Annotated in this window: 19 protein-coding genes; 13 read left to right on the plus strand and 6 right to left on the minus strand. The window is 34.3% G+C overall.

Translation table 11 applies throughout. From position 1 onward, the window contains the following. The gene (locus tag C3L50_RS09405) at positions 1 to 2,760 is read right to left on the minus strand and encodes a carboxypeptidase-like regulatory domain-containing protein (protein ID WP_103805912.1); all 2,760 of its coding nucleotides are present in this window, start codon (positions 2,758 to 2,760) and stop codon (positions 1 to 3) included. 133 nt (positions 2,761 to 2,893) lie between these two features. On the opposite strand from C3L50_RS09405, the gene C3L50_RS09410 reads away from it, so the two are divergent. From C3L50_RS09410 to C3L50_RS09435, 6 genes are all read left to right on the plus strand, one after another. Then, on the plus strand, positions 2,894 to 3,997 hold the full coding sequence (locus tag C3L50_RS09410; RefSeq protein WP_103805913.1) for an endonuclease/exonuclease/phosphatase family protein: 1,104 nt from the start codon (positions 2,894 to 2,896) through the stop codon (positions 3,995 to 3,997). Positions 3,998 to 4,013: 16 nt separating this feature from the next. Beyond that, positions 4,014 to 4,379, plus strand: coding sequence for a hypothetical protein (locus C3L50_RS09415; protein WP_103805914.1), 366 nt, complete (start codon positions 4,014 to 4,016; stop codon positions 4,377 to 4,379). Between the two features lie 298 nt (positions 4,380 to 4,677). Continuing rightward, positions 4,678 to 5,604, plus strand: a complete 927-nt coding sequence (locus C3L50_RS09420; protein WP_103805915.1) for a magnesium transporter CorA family protein — start codon at positions 4,678 to 4,680, stop codon at positions 5,602 to 5,604. A 74-nt stretch (positions 5,605 to 5,678) separates the two neighbouring features. Next, positions 5,679 to 7,232 carry an L-piperidine-6-carboxylate dehydrogenase gene (gene amaB / locus C3L50_RS09425; protein WP_103805916.1) on the plus strand — a complete coding sequence of 518 codons (1,554 nt, stop codon included), beginning with the start codon at positions 5,679 to 5,681 and terminating at the stop codon, positions 7,230 to 7,232. 45 nt (positions 7,233 to 7,277) lie between these two features. Next, on the plus strand, positions 7,278 to 8,342 hold the full coding sequence (locus C3L50_RS09430; protein ID WP_103805917.1) for a HipA domain-containing protein: 1,065 nt from the start codon (positions 7,278 to 7,280) through the stop codon (positions 8,340 to 8,342). Beyond that, positions 8,339 to 8,992 (plus strand): HIRAN domain-containing protein, encoded by a 654-nt coding sequence (locus tag C3L50_RS09435; RefSeq protein WP_103805918.1) that lies wholly within the window; start codon positions 8,339 to 8,341, stop codon positions 8,990 to 8,992. Before C3L50_RS09430 ends, C3L50_RS09435 begins: the two co-directional genes overlap by 4 nt. 71 nt (positions 8,993 to 9,063) lie before the next feature. Here the strand turns inward: C3L50_RS09435 and C3L50_RS09440 are convergent, their stop codons facing one another. The 5 genes from C3L50_RS09440 to C3L50_RS09465 form a co-directional block, all read right to left on the minus strand. Then, complete coding sequence (locus tag C3L50_RS09440; RefSeq protein WP_103805919.1) at positions 9,064 to 9,549, minus strand: DUF6646 family protein; 486 nt, start codon at positions 9,547 to 9,549, stop codon at positions 9,064 to 9,066. A gap of 36 nt (positions 9,550 to 9,585) precedes the next feature. Beyond that, positions 9,586 to 10,311, minus strand: coding sequence for a metallophosphoesterase family protein (locus tag C3L50_RS09445; RefSeq protein ID WP_103805920.1), 726 nt, complete (start codon positions 10,309 to 10,311; stop codon positions 9,586 to 9,588). Between the two features lie 60 nt (positions 10,312 to 10,371). Continuing rightward, entirely contained in the window at positions 10,372 to 10,707 is a 336-nt protein-coding gene (locus tag C3L50_RS09450; protein WP_103805921.1) for a hypothetical protein, read from the minus strand. A gap of 209 nt (positions 10,708 to 10,916) precedes the next feature. After that, the gene (locus C3L50_RS09460; RefSeq protein WP_103805923.1) at positions 10,917 to 12,056 is read right to left on the minus strand and encodes an ATP-binding protein; all 1,140 of its coding nucleotides are present in this window, start codon (positions 12,054 to 12,056) and stop codon (positions 10,917 to 10,919) included. A 27-nt stretch (positions 12,057 to 12,083) separates the two neighbouring features. Next, positions 12,084 to 12,845: an SDR family NAD(P)-dependent oxidoreductase gene (locus tag C3L50_RS09465; protein WP_103805924.1), complete on the minus strand. Its 762-nt coding sequence runs from the start codon at positions 12,843 to 12,845 to the stop codon at positions 12,084 to 12,086. Between the two features lie 311 nt (positions 12,846 to 13,156). Here C3L50_RS09465 and C3L50_RS09470 point away from each other — a divergent pair, with 311 nt between their 5' ends. From C3L50_RS09470 to C3L50_RS09495, 7 genes are all read left to right on the plus strand, one after another. After that, positions 13,157 to 14,161 carry an AAA family ATPase gene (locus C3L50_RS09470; RefSeq protein WP_103805925.1) on the plus strand — a complete coding sequence of 335 codons (1,005 nt, stop codon included), beginning with the start codon at positions 13,157 to 13,159 and terminating at the stop codon, positions 14,159 to 14,161. 74 nt (positions 14,162 to 14,235) lie between these two features. After that, a complete protein-coding gene (locus C3L50_RS09475; RefSeq protein WP_103805957.1) occupies positions 14,236 to 15,099 on the plus strand; it encodes a DUF58 domain-containing protein in 864 nt (287 codons plus the stop codon). A 48-nt stretch (positions 15,100 to 15,147) separates the two neighbouring features. Further along, the gene (locus tag C3L50_RS09480; protein ID WP_103805926.1) at positions 15,148 to 16,773 is read left to right on the plus strand and encodes a phenylalanine--tRNA ligase subunit alpha; all 1,626 of its coding nucleotides are present in this window, start codon (positions 15,148 to 15,150) and stop codon (positions 16,771 to 16,773) included. Next, complete coding sequence (locus tag C3L50_RS09485) at positions 16,773 to 17,774, plus strand: vWA domain-containing protein (protein WP_103805927.1); 1,002 nt, start codon at positions 16,773 to 16,775, stop codon at positions 17,772 to 17,774. Before C3L50_RS09480 ends, C3L50_RS09485 begins: the two co-directional genes overlap by 1 nt. 81 nt (positions 17,775 to 17,855) lie before the next feature. Continuing rightward, on the plus strand, positions 17,856 to 18,890 hold the full coding sequence (locus C3L50_RS09490) for a VWA domain-containing protein (RefSeq protein WP_103805928.1): 1,035 nt from the start codon (positions 17,856 to 17,858) through the stop codon (positions 18,888 to 18,890). Further along, the gene (locus C3L50_RS16215) at positions 18,890 to 19,663 is read left to right on the plus strand and encodes a tetratricopeptide repeat protein (RefSeq protein WP_133158870.1); all 774 of its coding nucleotides are present in this window, start codon (positions 18,890 to 18,892) and stop codon (positions 19,661 to 19,663) included. Before C3L50_RS09490 ends, C3L50_RS16215 begins: the two co-directional genes overlap by 1 nt. A 20-nt stretch (positions 19,664 to 19,683) precedes the next feature. Further along, positions 19,684 to 20,058, plus strand: coding sequence for a BatD family protein (locus tag C3L50_RS09495; RefSeq protein WP_103805929.1), 375 nt, complete (start codon positions 19,684 to 19,686; stop codon positions 20,056 to 20,058). Positions 20,059 to 20,097: the final 39 nt, after the last annotated feature.

Genomic DNA, 20,097 nt, shown 5'->3' on the forward strand with positions numbered 1-20,097 from the left:
TTAAAAGTTTAAATATAAATTAACCATAAATGTTCTTCCGTATCCGTAGAAATATTTTGGACCAAAAGAGCGAGTTGGCCCTTGGTGATCTTTGTATAACTCGCTGTACGAAGCGTTTCTGGCTTGTTCGAATCCACCTGTTTTATATACTATATCAAATACGTTATTCACGTTGGCAAACAATCCCAAAGTTTTTTCTTTGATTCTCCAAGTTTTTCCTCCAACAAGGTTAACTAAAGTGAAGGCATCAAATTTTTCTTGTGCTAAAAAACTAGCGGCAGTTACTGCATCATAAGGGAAATTGGCTTCATCGGAGTTGGTTATAAACTGTGAAGTTCTCAATAATGGTGCAACATCTAAATAATTGTTAGACAAATAATTTACGTTTGCTCCAATCCACCAGAATTTTGGATCGCGATATTCTAAACCAGCAGAGTAGGCTTGTTGAGGCATTCCGGCTTGTTTGTAGCCTTCCATAGTTGCTTTACCGTTGAAAATATCTGTGGTAACCCCGTCAGCGTGAATCGCTAAATTAGGGTTATTTGTATAAGTATATTCGCCAAAAGCAGCTATAGCAGTAGCTTTTATGGTAGAAGTAATTTGATATTCTAATCCTGCTTCAATTCCTTTATTTCTTTTGTTTTGACCAGAAACTACTTCCGAAACAAATTCTCCATTTCCTACGCTAATATTATCGGCATAATAAAAAGCGATATCCGTTGTGTTTTCTGTTTCGTTAAAATAAGCTGAGAAACGAGCTTTAAGGCTTGGCATTCTGATGATGTAACTAGCGTCAACACTTTTTATAGTTTCGTTTTTGATGTTGTCTGTGATATCGTTGCTTAAACGAGCATTAGGAAAAACATCTTTAGTGTTCGGTGCTTTTGTCATATATATTCCGTTGAAATCGAAGTAATGTTGTCCAGTCAATTTGTATGTCATTCCTCCTTTAAATCCGAAATTGTCAAAGTTTAATTTTTCACTTTTCCCTAATGAATTGTCTGGATAATATCCGTTTTTGTACAAACCTTCTCTTTGATAACTGCTTCTTGTAAAAGATTGTCCAAGATAAAAATCTACTTTGTCGTAGGTGAATTTAAATTGAGTAAAAGCATCAATTTTAGTGGCATCAATAATGTAATTGTATCCATATTTATCGCCTACAACAACAGTTCTTGCAGGATTATTTAAATCGGATTGTTGTTCGTCTTCTGTTGAACCAAAAGTGTTGATGTCATTAAAATGTGTTCCTCCCAAAAGATCGATTAGATTTTTGAAATTGGATGATTTCGATTTTGTAAAACTACCTCCGGCATTCATTACAATATTATCGGCTAGTTGAGAAGAAAGTATCGTGTTGGCAACCAAAGTTTTGTCGTCAGTTCTATCTTCATATAGAACATAACGGCTTCCGTTTGTAATGTTTTCATTATTCATTCTATACATTGCTGTCCAGTCCATTTGTGGTTGTGCAAGGAAATTTGCTTTTGCTTCTTCGGCAGCAGCATAGTCTGGAGTGTAAGTGGCTACATCATTACTGTAGGTGTATAATGTTGTATAATAACTTGGTAATTTTTTGTAATAATTAGGATCTGGATTATCTGCTTTTTGATAATCGATACGGCTATTTCCTATTTGTCCAAATTGATACGAAACATTGGTATTAAGTCTTGTGTTTGTGTTGAATTTCCAATAATGACTTAAAGTGAAAATAGGCTCTTCTACATCTTTTACTCTAGAATTTCTTTTCTCACCTTCTTGGTAACCCCAGTAGGAGTTGTATTTAAAGTCTTTCAAGTCGGTAACTTCTTGGGTATTTGGTGAATTTTTTCCTCTTCTATTTTGAGCATAAATCGAAGTAAAGTTGATGCTGTGGTGGTCGTTGATTTTCTTTTCGATACTAGCAAACAAGGAATTGGCTGCATAATCAGTTCCATCAAAATGACCTTCTTGTGCCCATCTTCTTCCTCCCGAAATTACATAAGCCCATCCGTTTTTGTCCATACCCGAAGAGTGAGTGGCCATAGCTCTGTAGTTGTAATTGGTATTGGTTCCTAAGAATGAAATACGAGTTCCTGGTCTGTAAATCGAGGCTCTTGTTGAAATATATTGTGTTCCAGCAATTCCTCCAAAAGTATAATCGGACGGAGCTGAACCGTTTGTAAACTCTTGATTTCTAGTGGCGTCATTTAGTCCACCCCAGTTGCTGTATTGCGGTCTTCCGTCTGAAACGCGATTCATCGAAATTCCGTTTATTAAGATACTAGAATATTCATTGTCAATACCACGAACACTAAATCTAGCTTGTCCAAAATTGTAGGCTGCTGCTTGTAGAAAAACATCTTTTGAAGCTTGTAGCAACCCCGCAGTACTTTCGGAACCGCTATTGTCATCGCTCAAGTCATTGTCGGTTATCGTAATTAGCGTGTTTTGTTGTTCGGTAGTAATGTCTTCTTCTAAAGTTACAGTGCCTAAATCGACTATTTTTCCTTCGGTAATTACTACCTCTAGTAACTGTTCTTTGTAGCCATTGGTTCTAAGACGTACATATTGTTTTCCAAGCTCAACTTTGTCAAAAGAAAATGTTCCGTTTGAGTCAGAAAGTTGCATTAAATTGGTATTTTGAATAGACACAATAACACTTTGTATGGGTTTTTGTGTTTTGAAATCGACTACTTTACCAGTAAGTCCGGCGTTCGATTGTCCAAAAGAAAAGACTATTTGCATCACAAATAGTGCACTAAAAATAATTTTTTTCATGTTATAATTAAAGTTAATTCATAATCATAAGAATTATCAATTCTTAACGAATACAAAGCTACATTTATAATTTTTATTATCTACTTTTGCGCTTAAGTTTTTGTTAAATTTCACACTATAATAATATAATATCATGAAAATCAAAAATATCATTGTTGTTTTGTTAGTTTTCTGTTCTTTGTTTGGAGCCAATGCGCAACAAAAAAAATATGCTGTCCGAACTGTAGCCTTTTATAATTTCGAAAATTTATTTGACACCATAAACAATCCTAACAATGATGATGAATGGACTCCAAAAGGACTTCAGCGATGGACTTCAGAAAAATACAAGCAAAAATTAGAAAATCTTTCGAAAGTCTTGATGCAAATTGGCACAAATGACCAACAAAAAGAAGCACCTACCTTGATTGGAGGTTCCGAAATAGAAAACCGTGGCGTTCTTGAAGACTTAGTAAAACAGCCTAATCTAATACAAGAAGATTACGGAATCGTACATTTTGATTCCCCAGACAGAAGAGGTATTGATGTAGCTCTTTTGTATAAAAAAAAGTATTTCAAACCCACGAGCTTCATCAACATTCCTTTAATAATTTACAGAGGAAACAATAACGAAAAGGAAAAAGAAACCGAAGAAGATAAAGTCGATAAAGATAAAATAGAGGTGACTAATGACAATAGAGTTTATACTAGAGATATTCTGTTAGTAACTGGTTTTCTTGATGGTGAAGAAGTAAATGTATTGGTCAATCACTGGCCATCACGATCTGGAGGAGAGAAAAAGAGCAGTCCCTTTCGCGAAGCTGCAGGAAGATTAGCAAAAAAAACGATGGATTCTATTTATAAAGTGAACCCAAAAGCCAAAATCATTTTGATGGGTGATTTGAATGACGGAAGCTATAATAAAAGTGTGAAAGTTGGAGTTGGAGCCAAACTAAAAAAATCTGAAGTACAGCCATTTGGTATTTTCAATCCTTTTGAGCAAATGTATAAAGACGGAAATGCCACTTTATTTTATAGAGATTCAGGAGATATTTTTGACCAAATTATGGTTTCGGAAACCTTAATAAAACCCGATTTTTCTACTTATCAATATTGGAAAGCAGGAATTTACAATAAGCCGTTTATGATCGAAAAATTCGGACGATATGCTGGCTATCCTTTGCGACATTCAGAAAACGAAATAGGATACAGCGACCACTTTCCAGTTTATATTTATTTAGTCAAAGAGGTAAAATAATAACAAATTCATTACAATGAAAAATCTAATAATAACATTATTTTTTCTAGCATCAATACCTTGTTTTTCGCAAGACACCATCACAACGGCTAAAGTTCAAGAATATATGGACAAAGAAGTTTGTGTAGTGGGAAAGGTAGTCTCCTTCAAGCTCGCCTCCGAAGGCAAATTTACCAATTACATCAACATCGATAAACCTTATCCCGAAAGCGTTTTTACGGTAGTAATCACCAACAATTATCTCGAAAAACTAAACATCAAAATCGAAGATTTGAAAGATAAAACCATTTTCATAAAAGGTAAAATTACCACCTATAAAAATGACCCAAAACAAATACCACAAATTTACAATCCCACGAGTATTGTGGTAAAAAAAGAGTAATTTTTTACTTTTAAAAAAACAATTTTCAAACCATTAAGATAGTTTCAAAGAAATCGTCCAAAGTGATTTTTTTGGCGGTCTTAATGGTTTCAAAAACACCTCGCTCAAATAGCAAAAAACTACTTTAGCATTTAAATTAAGAAAGAATTAAGGGTTATAGCAATTTAAAACCCTATTTTTGCCAAAAATTAAATTTTAGCCTCCACCATGGACGATTATTATTCGAAGAAAACAAATCACAAACAGGAATAATCGTTGCCTAATGTAAGCGATATTCCTAAAAACATCGCATTGCATTATGATTACCTATTACAAAAACAACAAAGGTTTAACTCAAACCGAAAATCGTGAAGACAATTGCTGGATCAATGTAGTTTGTCCCACAAAAGAAGAAACCAAATTTCTACTCAAAGAACTCCAAATTCCCGAAGATTTTTATAACGACATCGAAGATATAGACGAACGTCCTCGTATTGAATTAGAAAACGGTTGGACGCTTATTATTCTTAGAATTCCTTTCAAAAGCAATGATCCAAAATTGCCGTTCAACACAGCTCCATTGGGATTAATGTTCAAAGACGATGTGTTTCTTTCGCTCTGTTTTCATCAAACCGAAATTCTGAAAGACTTTGTTTTATATACCAAACGCAAGAAAATCACTATCGAAAATGACTTCGATTTAGTGCTAAAATTGCTTTTGTCATCCAGTATTTGGTTCTTGAAATACCTAAAACAAATCAATCAGCGAATCAAACTCGCCGAAGACAACCTCGAAGAATCCATCAAAAACGAAGAGCTACAAGCTTTGTGGCAAATAGAAAAATGTTTGGTGTTTTTTGTTACTTCCCTTAAAGGCAACGACGTTTTGTTTCGCCGAATCAAAAATCTAAAAGCCCATAAAGACACCTACGACCCAGAATTGTTAGAAGATGTCGAAATCGAATTGCGCCAAGCCGAAGAAACAACCAGCATTTATAGCAACATCCTTACCGGAATGATGGACGCTTATGCTTCTGTTATTTCCAATAATTTGAATGTTATAATGAAAAGGCTGACCTCAATATCCATCATTTTGATGATACCCACTTTGGTCGCCAGTTTATACGGAATGAATGTTCCCAATGTTTTCGAAAACAACCCATTCGGATTTTGGATTGTGTTGTCTATATCACTTTTAGTATCGGTTTTCGGAGTGTTCTTGTTCAAGAAAAAGAATATGTTTTAGTTGACAATTCGTAATTGCTACTTAAAATAATATATTTGTAAATAAATATAACAATTCTAATCCATAAAGTTACAATGACAACAATAGCCAATTCATTCGGAATAGAATTAGCCCTAAAACAATTGGGCATCAAATCCTTAAACGATGGGTCTTCAACAGGCATCAATAGTTTTTCTAATGGAGCAATTCTCGAAAGCTATTCGCCAGTTGACGGAAAATTAATAGCTTCAGTAAAAACCACTTCCGAGTCTGATTATGAAAAAGTAATGAAGACCGCCACAGATGCATTCAAAATATTCAAATTAATGCCAGCGCCACAACGAGGCGAAATGGTGCGTCAGTTTGGAGATAAATTACGAAAAAATAAAGAAGCTTTAGGAAAATTAGTTTCCTATGAAATGGGAAAATCATTGCAAGAAGGCTACGGCGAAGTTCAGGAAATGATAGACATCTGCGATTTTGCTGTGGGACTTTCACGTCAATTACACGGTTTGACCATGCACTCCGAACGTCTTAATCACCGAATGTATGAACAATATCATCCCTTGGGAATTGTTGGAATTATTTCGGCATTTAATTTCCCTGTTGCAGTTTGGTCCTGGAACACGGCTTTGGCCTGGATTTGTGGCGATGTTTGCGTTTGGAAACCATCCGAAAAAACACCTCTTTGCGGAATTGCTTGTCAAAATATTATTGCCGAAGTGATTAAAGAAAATAATCTTCCAGAAGGGATTTCTTGTCTTATCAATGGCGATTATAAAGTGGGAGAATTAATGACTAACGATAAACGAATTCCATTAATTTCGGCCACAGGTTCTACTCGAATGGGGAAAATTGTGGCGCAAAATGTGGCAGCTCGTTTAGGAAAATCATTACTGGAATTGGGCGGAAACAACGCCATTATTGTAACACCAGATGCCGATATAAAAATGACAGTAATCGGAGCCGTTTTTGGAGCTGTTGGAACAGCAGGACAGCGTTGCACTTCAACCCGAAGATTGATTATTCACGAAAGTATTTATGACAAACTAAAAGAAGCTTTGGCTCGGGCTTATGGCCAATTAAAAATAGGAAATCCATTGGACGAAAAAAATCACGTGGGACCATTAATTGATTGGCAGGCTGTCGAGATGTACTCAAAAGCATTAGAAAAAGTAGTTGCCGAAGGTGGAAAAATTATAGTGCCAGGAGGAGTGCTCTCGGGCGATGATTATCAAAGCGGTTGCTATGTAAAACCTGCCATTGCAGAGGCTGAGAATTCATTCGAAATTGTGCAACACGAAACTTTTGCACCTATTTTATATCTTTTGAAATATTCGGGTTCGGTAGAAAATGCCATCGAAATTCAGAACGGCGTTGTGCAAGGATTATCGTCGGCGATTATGACCAACAATTTGCGTGAAGCCGAATTATTTTTGTCAGTATCAGGCTCTGATTGTGGTATTGCTAATGTCAATATTGGAACTTCGGGTGCCGAAATTGGAGGTGCTTTTGGTGGAGAAAAAGAAACCGGTGGAGGACGAGAATCAGGTTCTGACGCATGGAAAGTTTATATGCGTCGTCAAACCAATACGATTAATTATAGCACGAGTTTGCCATTGGCACAAGGAATAAAATTTGATTTGTAATTTTAGATGAAAATAAATTTTATAAATTAGTCAAAAATATAATTGATGATCAATTTAGAGGCAACGTTTACAGATATTTCGGGTTGGCATAAAAATGTTCATTATAGTACTGGAGGTAGTCGGAGTAAATATATTGCTTTGCATCCCGATACAAATGAGGAGTATTTTTTTAAAGGTTCAAAAGAAACATTAACAGGGGAAATAAAATTTCCAACAGAATTTTGGTCTGAAATAGTTTCTTCTAAAATAGGTCAATTTTTAGAATTTCCAATGTTGGACTATAATATTGCTTATGATAGTAAGCATAAACAAAAGATTGGATGTCTTTCAAAGTCGATGGTTTTAAGTTCTAAAAACAAATTAACAGAAGGGATAACCTATTTGACTGGATTTAATTCAAAATACATTCCAAGTGAGCATAAGAAGGATTATACATTTCAATTTATTTGTAATGCTTTAGAAAAATTTTATCTAGGAAACTATATTGAAAATATTATTGAAATTATTGTGTTTGATAGCATTATTGGTAATTCAGATAGACATCAAGAAAATTGGGGTGTTTTATCTACTTACGAACAAGATGAAAATATAGTTAAAGAGCAAATTTTGACGGCATTTGATAAAATTAAAAATAAACTTAAGAAATTATCAAACAATAATTTGAAAGAAGAAGTTAAAATTCAGGTTAATATGAATCCTAAATATATTTCATATTTATACAATCATCAATTTGCTCCAATCTATGATAGCGGTTGTTGTCTTGGAAGAGAACACATCGATGAAAAAGTTATAAAAATGCTTAACGATTCTCAAATGATAGAAGCATATATTCGAAAAGGAGAATCAGAAATTCATTGGGAAGGACATTTAAAAAAGAGAAATCATTTTGAGCTTATAGAATTGTTGTTGACAAACTATCCTGCTGAAACTAAAAAATATATAGCTAGAGTTGAGAAAAAAAACAACACTGAATCAATAAAAGAGATAATTGAAAATGTCGATATAAATGTTCCAAAGGATTTAATTAACTTTAAATTATCGGAATCAAGAAAACAATTGATGTTTAAATTGGTAACTTTGCGCATCGAAAAATTAATCCAATATTTATGAAAGCAATAGGAAACATACACCTTATCTGGAGACCGGGCAAAGGCAGTAGAAGAATTTCTGTTGGTACTATTAAAAAAAGTGCCTCGGAAGGAATCCGCTTTCAATACAATCCAAAAGGTGTTGAAGAAGCCAAGAAGTTGGGTTTTATTCATTACGAAGGTTTTCCTGATACAGAAAAAATTTATACTGAAAATGTAATTGAAATTTTCGGACAACGATTAATGCGTAGTGAAAGGCCTGATTTACAAGATTTTTATGAATTTTGGAATATTGATTTAAATAAGAAAGAAGATAAATTTTATATGTTGGCTTTTACCCAAGGACTTTTACCTACTGATAATTTTGAATTTTTAGCTAATTTTAACCCTGTTGATGATTTATCTTTTGTTACAGAAATCACTAATTTATCCGAAGCTCAAATAACTTCAGATAAGGTTTTTATTGGAGATATTTTAAGATATGAATTGGAACCAAATAATCAATACGATAATAAGGCTGTTAAAGTCTTTAAAGGAGAATTATATCTTGGACATATCAAATTAATTCATTGTAAAGTTTTTCATAAAACAAGTAAACAGTTTAATTTAATTGTTCAAGGAGTTGAAAAAAACGGGGTGTTAAAGAGAATTTTTGTTAAAGCTAGTATTTAATTTACTAATATAATCCATAAAAAAAGCGGCAAGATTCTCATCAAGCCGCTTTTTTATTGGTTTAAAACTGGTTAGTCTAAATTGAAAGTTGCTCCAATATTAAAAGCAGTGCTATTGTTGTATTTAGATACCGCATCGTTGTCATACTTTGCAAAAGGAGTAGAAATTTCAGTAAAAATACCAAATCCATCTGAGAAGAAATATCTTGCGCCAAGATGACCACCAAAGTTTTTCAAGCTTAAATTCAAACCAGGATAAACGTCAAATTTTGGTGAAACGTTTAAAACACTTCCTAAATTGGCATTAAATCTTGCTTTAACATCAAAGCGATATTCGGCAGGAACGTCTTGAATTTGGCTTCCGCCTAACAAATAAGAACCCAGTACTCCAACAGAAAAGTTTTCTCCTAGTCCAAAATCAGTTGAAGCTAAAATTCCAGTTCCTCCATTTTGAATGGTCATCCCAATGTTCAGTTTTGTGTCTCCTTTTCCTTTAAAGGCTTGGGCATTTGCCAAGCAAAATGCGCTAAATAATGCGATTGTTAAAATTTTCTTCATTGTTTTTTAATTTAATTTTTAGCAAATATAGTTTTTTTAATTTCTCCCTTTTTCACTTGGGTATAAATTAGGCAGTGGTTCGCTTTGCCAGAATTCTTTTGTATCGACATCCATAATTGTTAATGGCCCTTTAAAGGCTGCTCCTGTATCAATATTCCAAACATTTACCATGTTTACAGGAGTGGTTTTTTCAATTCTGGAAACTGGCGTGTGACCTATGTAGATTTCTTCGTACAATGTCAATCGTTTTGGATAGAATAAATCCGTTTTTTTCATCTTTTTGTCCAATGCTAATGCGGTTTCCCAAAGGGTTCTGTCCCAATAAAAAAGTTCCGGAAAAAATTCGTAAGCCACGCCATTCATATTAGTAAAACCAGCGTGAACAAACAAGCGATTTTGTTCGTCTAGATAATAATTGTCTAATGATTTTAGGAATTTAATGTGCTTTTGAATGGTTTCATTGCTGGTTTTAGCATAGGCTAAAACGGTTGCTTCTCCACCATGCTTGTACCACATTGGGTTATCAATACTTTCATCAAGCCATTTTAGTAATAATTGGTCGTGATTGCCAAGGATGAAAATGCAATTGTGTGTGGTTTTCAATTCGATTAAATAGTCAATCACTTGTGGCGATTGGCTCCAACCATCAACATAATCGCCTAGAAAAATCAAGGTATCTTTTTGGGTAACATTGGCTCTTTCCATAATTTGGTGCAGCGCCCGCAAACCACCGTGAATGTCGCCTATAACTAGTGTTCTCATTCTATTTTGTTTGTTTTGTCTTAAAATAATTTATTTAAAGGTTGTGATAATCCGATTTTTTTAATCAAGTCCAAAAGTTAAAGTTATTATTTTATTCGATTTTTCTTCAATTGAAATTACACAAACCAAATAAACAAAAAAATTTGGATCAATTATTTTATCAGGATTAAGTTCTTCAATTTCTATATAATAGTATTCTCTATTATTTAAGTCAAAGTCTCTCAAATCTGATAAAGCCAAATCAAAATTTTTCTTAAATATTGGTAAATCTGAACCCCAATTATCATCTTGCCAATATTCAGAGATTTTAGATTTAAGTTCTTCAAAATTTAGTTTTATGAAATCAGATTCGTATATTTTGTTTTTTATAAAAGCACCATAATAATCGGAATTCATTTTCTTTTCTTTTCTTTTCTCGAATGACTTACATCACAAAACTCTTCTTCTTTTAGAATGTTATTGTTTAGTAATTCTTTTAAATTCGGATAGATTACGGATGATTGAAATATGTTTGTACAATAAAAACCCAAATAACTTTCATCTGTTTTCCATATGTTTTTTAGTAATTTTAGCTCCATTTTTTTGGTTAGTGTTTAACTTCAAATTTACTGCACATCATACTTCATTTTCCTCAAAATTCGTAAGGCTTCCTTGAAAGACAAATATACAGAAGTGAACGGTTTCAAAAGTGGTTTTGCATCTATCAATTTTTGTTTAGCATCTTCAAATCCGTTGAGGTAGCAAATCATAAAAGTAGAAGGCAAATTCTCTAAATCCTTCAGTTCACGCTCGGTTAACGAAAGCCCTTTTTGGAGTTTATTCAACAATGAAATATTGGAATTGTAAATATGAAACAACATTTTCTTATTGAATTCTGGCGGTTGAAACAGAAATTCCCGATCAATTTTATAATAGCCATTGTCGTGAAAAAGCAGGGTTTGTTTCTCTAAAGGATAAAAGCTCGTTTTGTCATTCAAGCCCAAAGGAACATATTCGATAATCGTAAAAGAATCTTCGTCAAAAGTAATTGTAACCACATCCTGAGCCGAGTAAAACAGCTTGATTTGCTCGTTGATGAGTTCAATATCCACTCGGGAAAGAAAGGTTTTGTCACGGGATTTTTTAGGAACTCCGGCCCAGCAAATGACAAATAATTCTTTGAAAACTTTGTATTTGGGTGCCATATCTTTGTGGCGAAAATTCATAAAATCGATCACGCCATCCAGCGTGTAGCCAATACTATTTCTGGAATTATTTTCAATACCAATAACGGTTTCCGTATTTTGATAATTTTTTTCGATTTCTTCTTCAATTGGAATCGTGTTGCTGCCACGTCGAATAAAAACACTGTTGACAGGAATCGTATGAATCCCTTTTTTGAAATGAGAGATTTTGCTATTGGCCTTTATGGTTACTAATCCTACTACTTTGTCTTTGGGTAAATTAGGAAAAGGCACGTTTTCGTATTGAATTTTGGGTGGATTTTCTAAATAAGCATTTACTAAATTCTGAATGCGACTGTCGTCAAAAAAGTCATCACCAACAATTTCATTATCGTGGTCTTCAACTCCCACAACAATATAGGAATTATTGGCAGGATTCGAGTTGGATAAGGCACAAATATGTTTCAAAAACTTCGCTTTTCCTTCTCTTGAATGCAAATTCAACTGGCGTTTTTTGTCATAAAAACTGCTCTCATCATTGTGAGCCAATAGGTTTTTAATTAAAAGACGTTTGTTAATCATTGCAAAAGGGTTGGTAGATTTTTAGAATTAAACGGTTGTCTCTCGATTTACAATTGTAGCCGAGCCTTGTGCAGTAGCCATTACTACTAAATCTGAAATGTTTACATGATAAGGTCTAGAAACTACAAAATGAATAATGTCGGCAATATCTTCGGGTTCTAAGGGTTTAAGACCTTTGTAAACATTGGCCGCTTTGTCTTTATCTCCTTTAAATCGGACTTCGCTAAACTCGGTTTCTACCATTCCAGGATGAATAGCACTCACTCTGATTCCGTAGGGATTTAAGTCCATTTTCATACTTTTGTTCAAAGCATCTACAGCGTGTTTTGTGGCGCAATACACATTTCCGTTTGGATATACTTCTTTTCCAGCCGTAGAACCAATGTTGATAATATGACCCGATTTTCGTTCAATCATTTGTGGAATTAGGGCTTTCGAAACATACAAAAGTCCTTTTATGTTGATGTCTATCATCGCTTCCCAATCGTCTAAATTACCGTTTTGAATGGGGTCTAAACCGTGTGCGTTTCCTGCATTGTTAACCAAAATATCGATTTCAGAAAATTCAGTAGGTAACGAATTTATGTTTTCAAAAACGGCCTTTTTATCTCGAACATCAAAGCACAATGTATGGATTTTTGTATATTCCTTAAGTTCTTTTTCAAGGGCTATCAATCGATCTTCTCTTCTTCCGCAAAGGATAACTTTATAATTATTTTTGGCCAATATTCTTGCAGTTGCTCTTCCAATTCCGCTCGTTGCTCCAGTTACTAAGGCTAATTTTTTCATAAGCTATTTTAAATTTATAAATGCTAAATAAATGTTTTATTTCTAGGGTTTTCCTAAAACATAGTGATAATTTTATTTTAAAAAAAGGGTTTCGGTCAAGGTCAAAATGCTATAAAAATAGTAGTGAATTCTATATTTTGGAACATTTTTTTTTGAAACTTTAAAAATATGAAAATACTATCACAAAACATCCTTAAAATTGGGCACTTGTCGGAAGTTTTAACCATTTTTTAACATCGTACTTCTAAAAAAAAATTCAATTTGCACCGTCAAAAAGGACGAACACAATTTACAGCATTTAAAATACAAATATGGAAGAAAATACAACGACTTTGGACATTAGAGCAATCAATGAAAAAATAGAAAGAGAAAGTGCTTTCATCGATTTGCTAACCATGGAGATGAATAAAGTAATCGTGGGTCAAAAACATATGATCGAGCGATTGTTAATTGGGCTTTTGGGACAAGGACATATTTTACTTGAAGGTGTTCCAGGTTTGGCAAAAACATTAGCCATAAATACTTTGGCCCAAGCCGTTGATGGTTCGTTCAGTCGAATTCAGTTTACTCCAGATTTATTGCCTGCCGATGTAGTGGGAACCATGATTTACAATATTAAATCCAATGATTTTTCTATAAAAAAAGGACCTATTTTTGCTAATTTCGTTCTTGCAGATGAGATTAACCGTGCGCCAGCCAAAGTGCAATCGGCATTGTTAGAAGCGATGCAGGAAAAACAAGTGACTATTGGCGACACCACTTTCAAATTAGACAAACCATTTTTAGTTTTAGCAACTCAAAATCCAATCGAGCAGGAAGGAACTTATCCTTTGCCAGAAGCACAAGTCGATCGTTTTATGTTGAAAACTGTGATTGATTATCCAAAAATGGAAGACGAAAGAATGGTAGTGCGTCAAAATCTAAAAGGAACTTACGAAAAAGTAAAATCAGTTGTCTCTGTAGAACAAATTTTGCGGGCGCAAGAAGCCGTTCGTGAGGTTTATATGGACGAAAAAATAGAGAAATATATTCTTGATATTATCTTCGCCACCCGTTATCCAGAGCAATACAAATTGGCCGATTTGAAACCATTAATCAGTTTTGGTTCTTCGCCTCGTGGAAGCATCAACTTGGCTAATGCCGCAAAATGTTATGCTTTTATCAAACGCCGTGGTTATGTAATTCCAGAAGATGTTCGTGCCGTAGTTCACGATGTGTTGCGTCACAGAATTGGAATCACTTATGAAGCCGAAGCCGAAAACATTACTTCCGTTGACATCATCAACAAAATCGTAAACGAGATTGAAGTACCTTAAAAGTTGATAGTTTTTGGTTGATAGTTGATGGTTTTTTCCAACAACTGACAACCGACAACCAACAACCACATACAATGGAAACAAAAGACCTCTTAAAAAAAGTACGAAAGATAGAAATTAAAACCCGAAGATTGAGCGATCATATCTTTTCGGGCGAATACCACACCTCGTTCAAAGGACGTGGAATGACTTTTAGCGAAGTGCGTCCGTACCAATATGGCGATGATATTCGTGCTATTGACTGGAACGTAACAGCTCGTTACAACGAAGCTCACGTCAAAGTATTTGAGGAAGAACGCGAATTGACGATGATGTTGATGGTAGATATTTCGGGTTCAGAAAGTTTTGGGTCTAAAAATCAATTCAAAAAAGATGTTGTTACCGAGATAGCCGCAACAATGGCTTTTTCGGCTACAAATAACAATGATAAAATAGGGTTGATTTTGTTTTCTGACCAGATCGAATTGTATATTCCACCCAAAAAAGGGCGTTCACACGTTTTGAGAATCATTCGAGAATTAATCGAATTTGAACCCAAAAGTCACAAAACCGATATTGCTCAAGCCTTGAAATTCTTGTCGAGTACCCAAAAAAAGAAAGCAATTGTGTTCGTTATTTCCGATTTTATTTCAGAAGATTACGAGCATACCTTGAAAATAGCTTCCAAAAAACACGACATTACAGGCATTCGAGTGTATGATATTCGAGAAGAAAAAATGCCAAATCTAGGAATGGTTTCTATGCTGGATGCTGAGACAGGAGTGACTCAATTGATTAATACGGGTTCAAAATCGGTGCGAATCAATTATGAAAAATACTATCAGGAGAAACTGAAATATTTTAAGGAAACGTTCAGTAAATCGGGCGCAGGAGTTGTAAACACAAGAGTTGACGAAAGTTATGTAACGAAATTATTAGGTTATTTTAAATCCCGTTAAACTAACCCTAACAGGGTTCAAAACCCTGTTAGGGTTAAATAGAAACAAATGAAAATTAAACTTTATTTATTATTACTGCTGCTTTCCGCCACTGTTTTTGCACAAAAACAGGTGCAAACCAGCATTGATACCACCAAAAATAAAATCGGTGCCGAGTTCAAGCTAACTTTAAAAACCAATGTCGATACTTTGTCGAAAGTGGTTTTTCCGAATCTGAGAAACTTTGGCCCACTCGAAGTGATTCAGTCCTATCCGATTGACACTATCAAGAAAAATGACCGATACGAATTAATCAAAAAATACGGTTTAACTCAATTCGATTCTGGCAGATACACCATTCCGAGTGTTAAGATTTTGATTAACAAAAAAGAATTTTTGTCCGATTCAATACAAGTTGAGGTTGCCAATGTTGTAGTTGATACATTAAAACAAAAAATGTATGACATCAAGGATATAGTTCCAGCAAATGAATCTAGCAATTGGTGGAAATATCTTTTGGGACTAGTCTTAATTGCAGGTTTAGGAGCCTTCATTTATTGGTACACCAAAAAACGTCAAAAAAAGACCATTGAAAAAGAAATTTACAAAACCCCAATCGAAAAAGCGACAAGCTTGCTCAATAATTTGGAGAAAAAAGAACTTTGGCAACACGGAGAAGTCAAAGCTTATTACAGTGAATTGACCGATATTGTTCGAAATTATATCGAAGAAGCTATCGAAATTCCAGCAATGGAGAGCACCACTTCTGAACTGATTGAAGGGCTGAAAATGGTGTCCCAGAAAAAGAAAATGAATCTTTCCAAAGACACTTTTGATAATTTGCTTGGCGTTTTAAAACAAGCCGATTTAGTAAAATTTGCCAAATCAAAACCATTAGATTTTGAAATTACCGAAGATAGAAAAAAGTTAGAAAGAGCGATTGTTACTTTGGATAAAGCGATTCCTGTAGTGGTTGAAAGTGATGAGGAAATGTTGCTTAACGAAATGCAGCGTCAAGAACAATTGAAACGAGAGTTGAAAAAGCAAAGAACCAAACGCATCCTTATTACAGTTGTCTCGGTATTTATGTTGCTTTTTGTTACGCTAACTTATTTTATTGCCACCAAAGGTTTTGATTATGTCAAAGACAATGTTATAGGGCATCCGTCCAAAGAATTGTTAGAAGGCGAATGGGTTAAAAGTGAATATGGAAATCCAACAGTGAGAATTGAAACTCCTAAAGTGCTTAAAAGGGTTGATTTGTCGAAATCATTACCCAAAGAAGGAATGGCATTGATTAAGGAAATGCAATCTTTTGCTTACGGAAGTTTTATAGATAATTTTTATATAATGGTTTCTACCTTTAGTTTCAAACAGGAAACTCAACTGGATTTATCGAAATCATTAGAAGGTTCTATTCAAATGATGGAATCGCAAGGAGCCCAAAATATGATTGTAAAACAAGAAGAATACGAAACCAAAGAAGGTATTAAGGGCATCAAAGGATATGGTACTTTTTCTAAAATAAACGAGATTACCAAAACAAGTACCAAAGTATATTATGAAATTTTATTGTTTAGTCAAAGTGGTGGTTTGCAGCAAATTATAATTTTGCACGAAGAAGGCGATGAATATGCCAATCAAATTTCAGATCGAATTATGAACTCTGTGGAACTTGAAAACACAAAACAATAATGGGAAATATAAGTTTTTTAAATCCAGAGTTTTTTTGGTTATTTCTTCTAATTCCATTAGCAGGAGCGTGGCTGTTTTGGAAAAAAAACCAACAAACGGCTAACTTAAAAATAAGTTCAACTCTAGGGTTTAAGGATTCTAAATCGCTATTGGTAAAACTGCATCCAATATTGAATGTGATGCGAATTTTGGCGCTAAGTTCCTTGATTATTGCAATGGCAAGACCCAGAACAGTTGATATTAGTAATCAAACCAAAACTACAAAAGGGATAGATATTGTCTTGGCAATGGACGTTTCTGGAAGTATGCTCGCCAAAGATTTGAAACCCAATCGAATGGAAGCCCTCAAAGAACTAGCTGCTGATTTTGTTGAAGAAAGGCCAAATGATAGAATTGGATTGGTATTGTATGCTTCTGAAGCCTACACCAAAACACCAGTTACAAGTGACAAAGCAGTAGTTTTAGAAGCCATAAAAAGTATAAAATACGACAATGTTCTGCAAGACGGAACAGGAATCGGAATGGGATTGGCAACAGCCGTAAACCGATTAAAAGATAGTAAAGCCAAAAGTAAAATTATTATTTTGTTGACCGATGGAGTCAATAATGCGGGTTTTATTGAACCAGAAACCGCTGCAGATATTGCCAAACAGTACGGCATAAAAGTATATACTATTGGTGTCGGGACAAACGGAATGGCTGAATCTCCTTATGCAATTTCGCCAAGTGGAGAACTTTTATTTCAAATGATGAAAGTAGAAATTGACGAACAATTAATGAGAGGTATTGCCCGAAAAACAGACGGAAAATATTTCAGAGCCACGAGCAACAGCAAATTGGCCCAGATTTATGGCGAAATAAATAAACTGGAAACCACAGAAATCGAAGAACTAAAATTTTATGATTACGACGAAAAATACAGGCCTTTTGTTTGGATTGCATTGGCTTTGATTTTGGTTGAGGTGGGATTACGAAATACGGTTTACAGGAGTTTTATTTAAAAATAGTAAAAACAGTAAGGATAGATTTTAAATTTCAAAGTGGAATCTGAAATCTGAAATCTACAATTTGAAATCTGAATAATGGAATTAGACGAATCAAAATATTTATACCTTCTTTTTATAATACCCATTTTGGTGGTGATTTTTCTATACAATCAATATTGGAAAAGAAAAAAACAGCGCGAATTTGGCGATTTAGATTTGATAAAGAAATTAAGCCCAGAAAAATCGGTTTTTAAACCCATTTTAAAATTGGTCGTACTGCTTTTGGCATTAGTAGGGCTAATTATTGGATTGGTAAATCCTAAAATGGGCACCAAAATGGAAACCGTAAAACGAGAAGGAATCGACATCGTTTTTGCCATGGATGTTTCCAAAAGTATGCTAGCCGAAGATGTTGCCCCAAGCAGATTAGAAAAAAGCAAACAAATTGTTTCGCAAATCATCAATCAATTAGGTAGTGACAGAATAGGAATTGTTGCCTATGCTGGAAGTGCCTTCCCGGTTTTGCCCATCACTTCAGATTATGGTGTGGCAAAAATGTTTCTTCAAGGAATGAATACCGATATTGTTTCTTCAAAAGGAACCTCATTGGATGAAGCCATAAAATTGTCGGCTACTTATTTCGACGAAAAAAGCAAAACCAGTAAGTTGTTAATCATGATCTCCGATGGAGAAGATCATTCAGAAGGTGCCGAAGATGCAGCTGAAGAAGCAGCCAAACTGGGAATGAAAATCATTACCATCGGTGTGGGAACCGAAAAAGGGGGGGCAATTCCATTGAGAGTCAACGGTGTTGTCGAAAGTTTTAAAAGAGACAATAACAACGAAGTGGTGATTACAAAACTCAACAAAGAAGGTTTGACAACTATTGCCAAAGCCACAAAAGGCGGTTATGTTGACGGAAATAATACGAAACAAGTATTGGATTATGTGAAAAATGCACTCGATAATATTCAAAAAACAGAATTCGAATCGACACAAATGGCTAATTTTCAATCCCAATTTCAGTGGTTTTTGTCTTTTGCTTTTGTCTTGTTGTTTTTAGATGTTTTCTTGTTAGAAAGGAAAACAAAATGGGTTCAAAAATTGAATTTATTTAACGAAAAAGAATAATGAAGAATTTAATTTTATATATACTAGTATTACTTTCTTTTGCAGTTTCGGCTCAAGAAAAAGATAAAACTTTGCCAAAAGCAAACGATGAATATGCTCAAAAGCAGTTTGTCGAGGCTGAAGCCAATTACAGGATTTCGCATTCCAAATTTCCTAAAAGAATGGTTGCTCCTTTCAATTTAGGAAATGCAATATACAAACAAAACCAAACCTCTGAGGCCAAATATGCTTATGCAAAAGCATTGGAAAACACTAAATCTAGAGTTCAGAGACATAAAGTATTTCACAATTTGGGGAATGTTTTTATGAAGGAAAAAAATTATTCGGCAGCTGTTGAAGCCTATAAAGATGCTTTGCGAAACAAACCGTCAGACGAAGAAACGCGCTATAATTATGCTTTGGCCAAAAAAATGCTAAAAGAAAACCCGCCTAAAAACGATAAAAATAAAGACAAGAATAAAGATAAAAATAAGGACAAGAACAAAAAGGATAAAGACAAAGACAAAAAGGACGATAAAAAAGACGGAGATAAAGATAAAAAGGATCACAAAGACGGTAAAGACAAAGATAAAAAGGACGATAAAGGCGATAAAGATAAAAATGGCGAAAAGCCTAAAGATGACGGTAAACCAAAACCAATGCCTGGTGGAATTTCTAAACAAAGAACGGATAATCTTTTGGATGCTGTAAACAATGAAGAGAAGAAAATTCAGGACAAAATGAATGCTCAAAAAGTAAAAGGCAAACCAGTTCAGACAGAGAAGGATTGGTAATTCAATTAGAATAAAATGCAATGAAAAAATTTATAATAGCGATAGTTTTAATAGCGTGTAATTCTCTTTTGGCTCAAGTACAATTTGAAGCAAAAGTGAGCAAAACCACAATTGGTCTCAACGAAAGACTTCGTATTGATTTTGTAATGAATATGGATGGAGACAACTTTACACAACCAACTTTTAAAGGATTTAAAGTCATTGCAGGACCCGTTAAGCAAGTGAGTGAGTCGTGGGCAAATAAAAAAAAAGTTTACAAAAAAGAATATTCCTATTATCTTTTGCCAATTAAAAAAGGGAATTTGCGTATTAAGCAGGCTATGGTTGAATATGAAGGGAAAGTATACAAAACTTCTCCTGTAAAAGTTAATGTCACGGCTAGGGTGGAAAAATAAAAACAGTGTTAATCGTTTGTTAATTAAGGTGTAAAGACT

Origin of the sequence: Flavobacterium alvei, from assembly GCF_002920895.1 — a bacterium.
Classification (GTDB): Bacteria; Bacteroidota; Bacteroidia; order Flavobacteriales; family Flavobacteriaceae; genus Flavobacterium; species Flavobacterium alvei.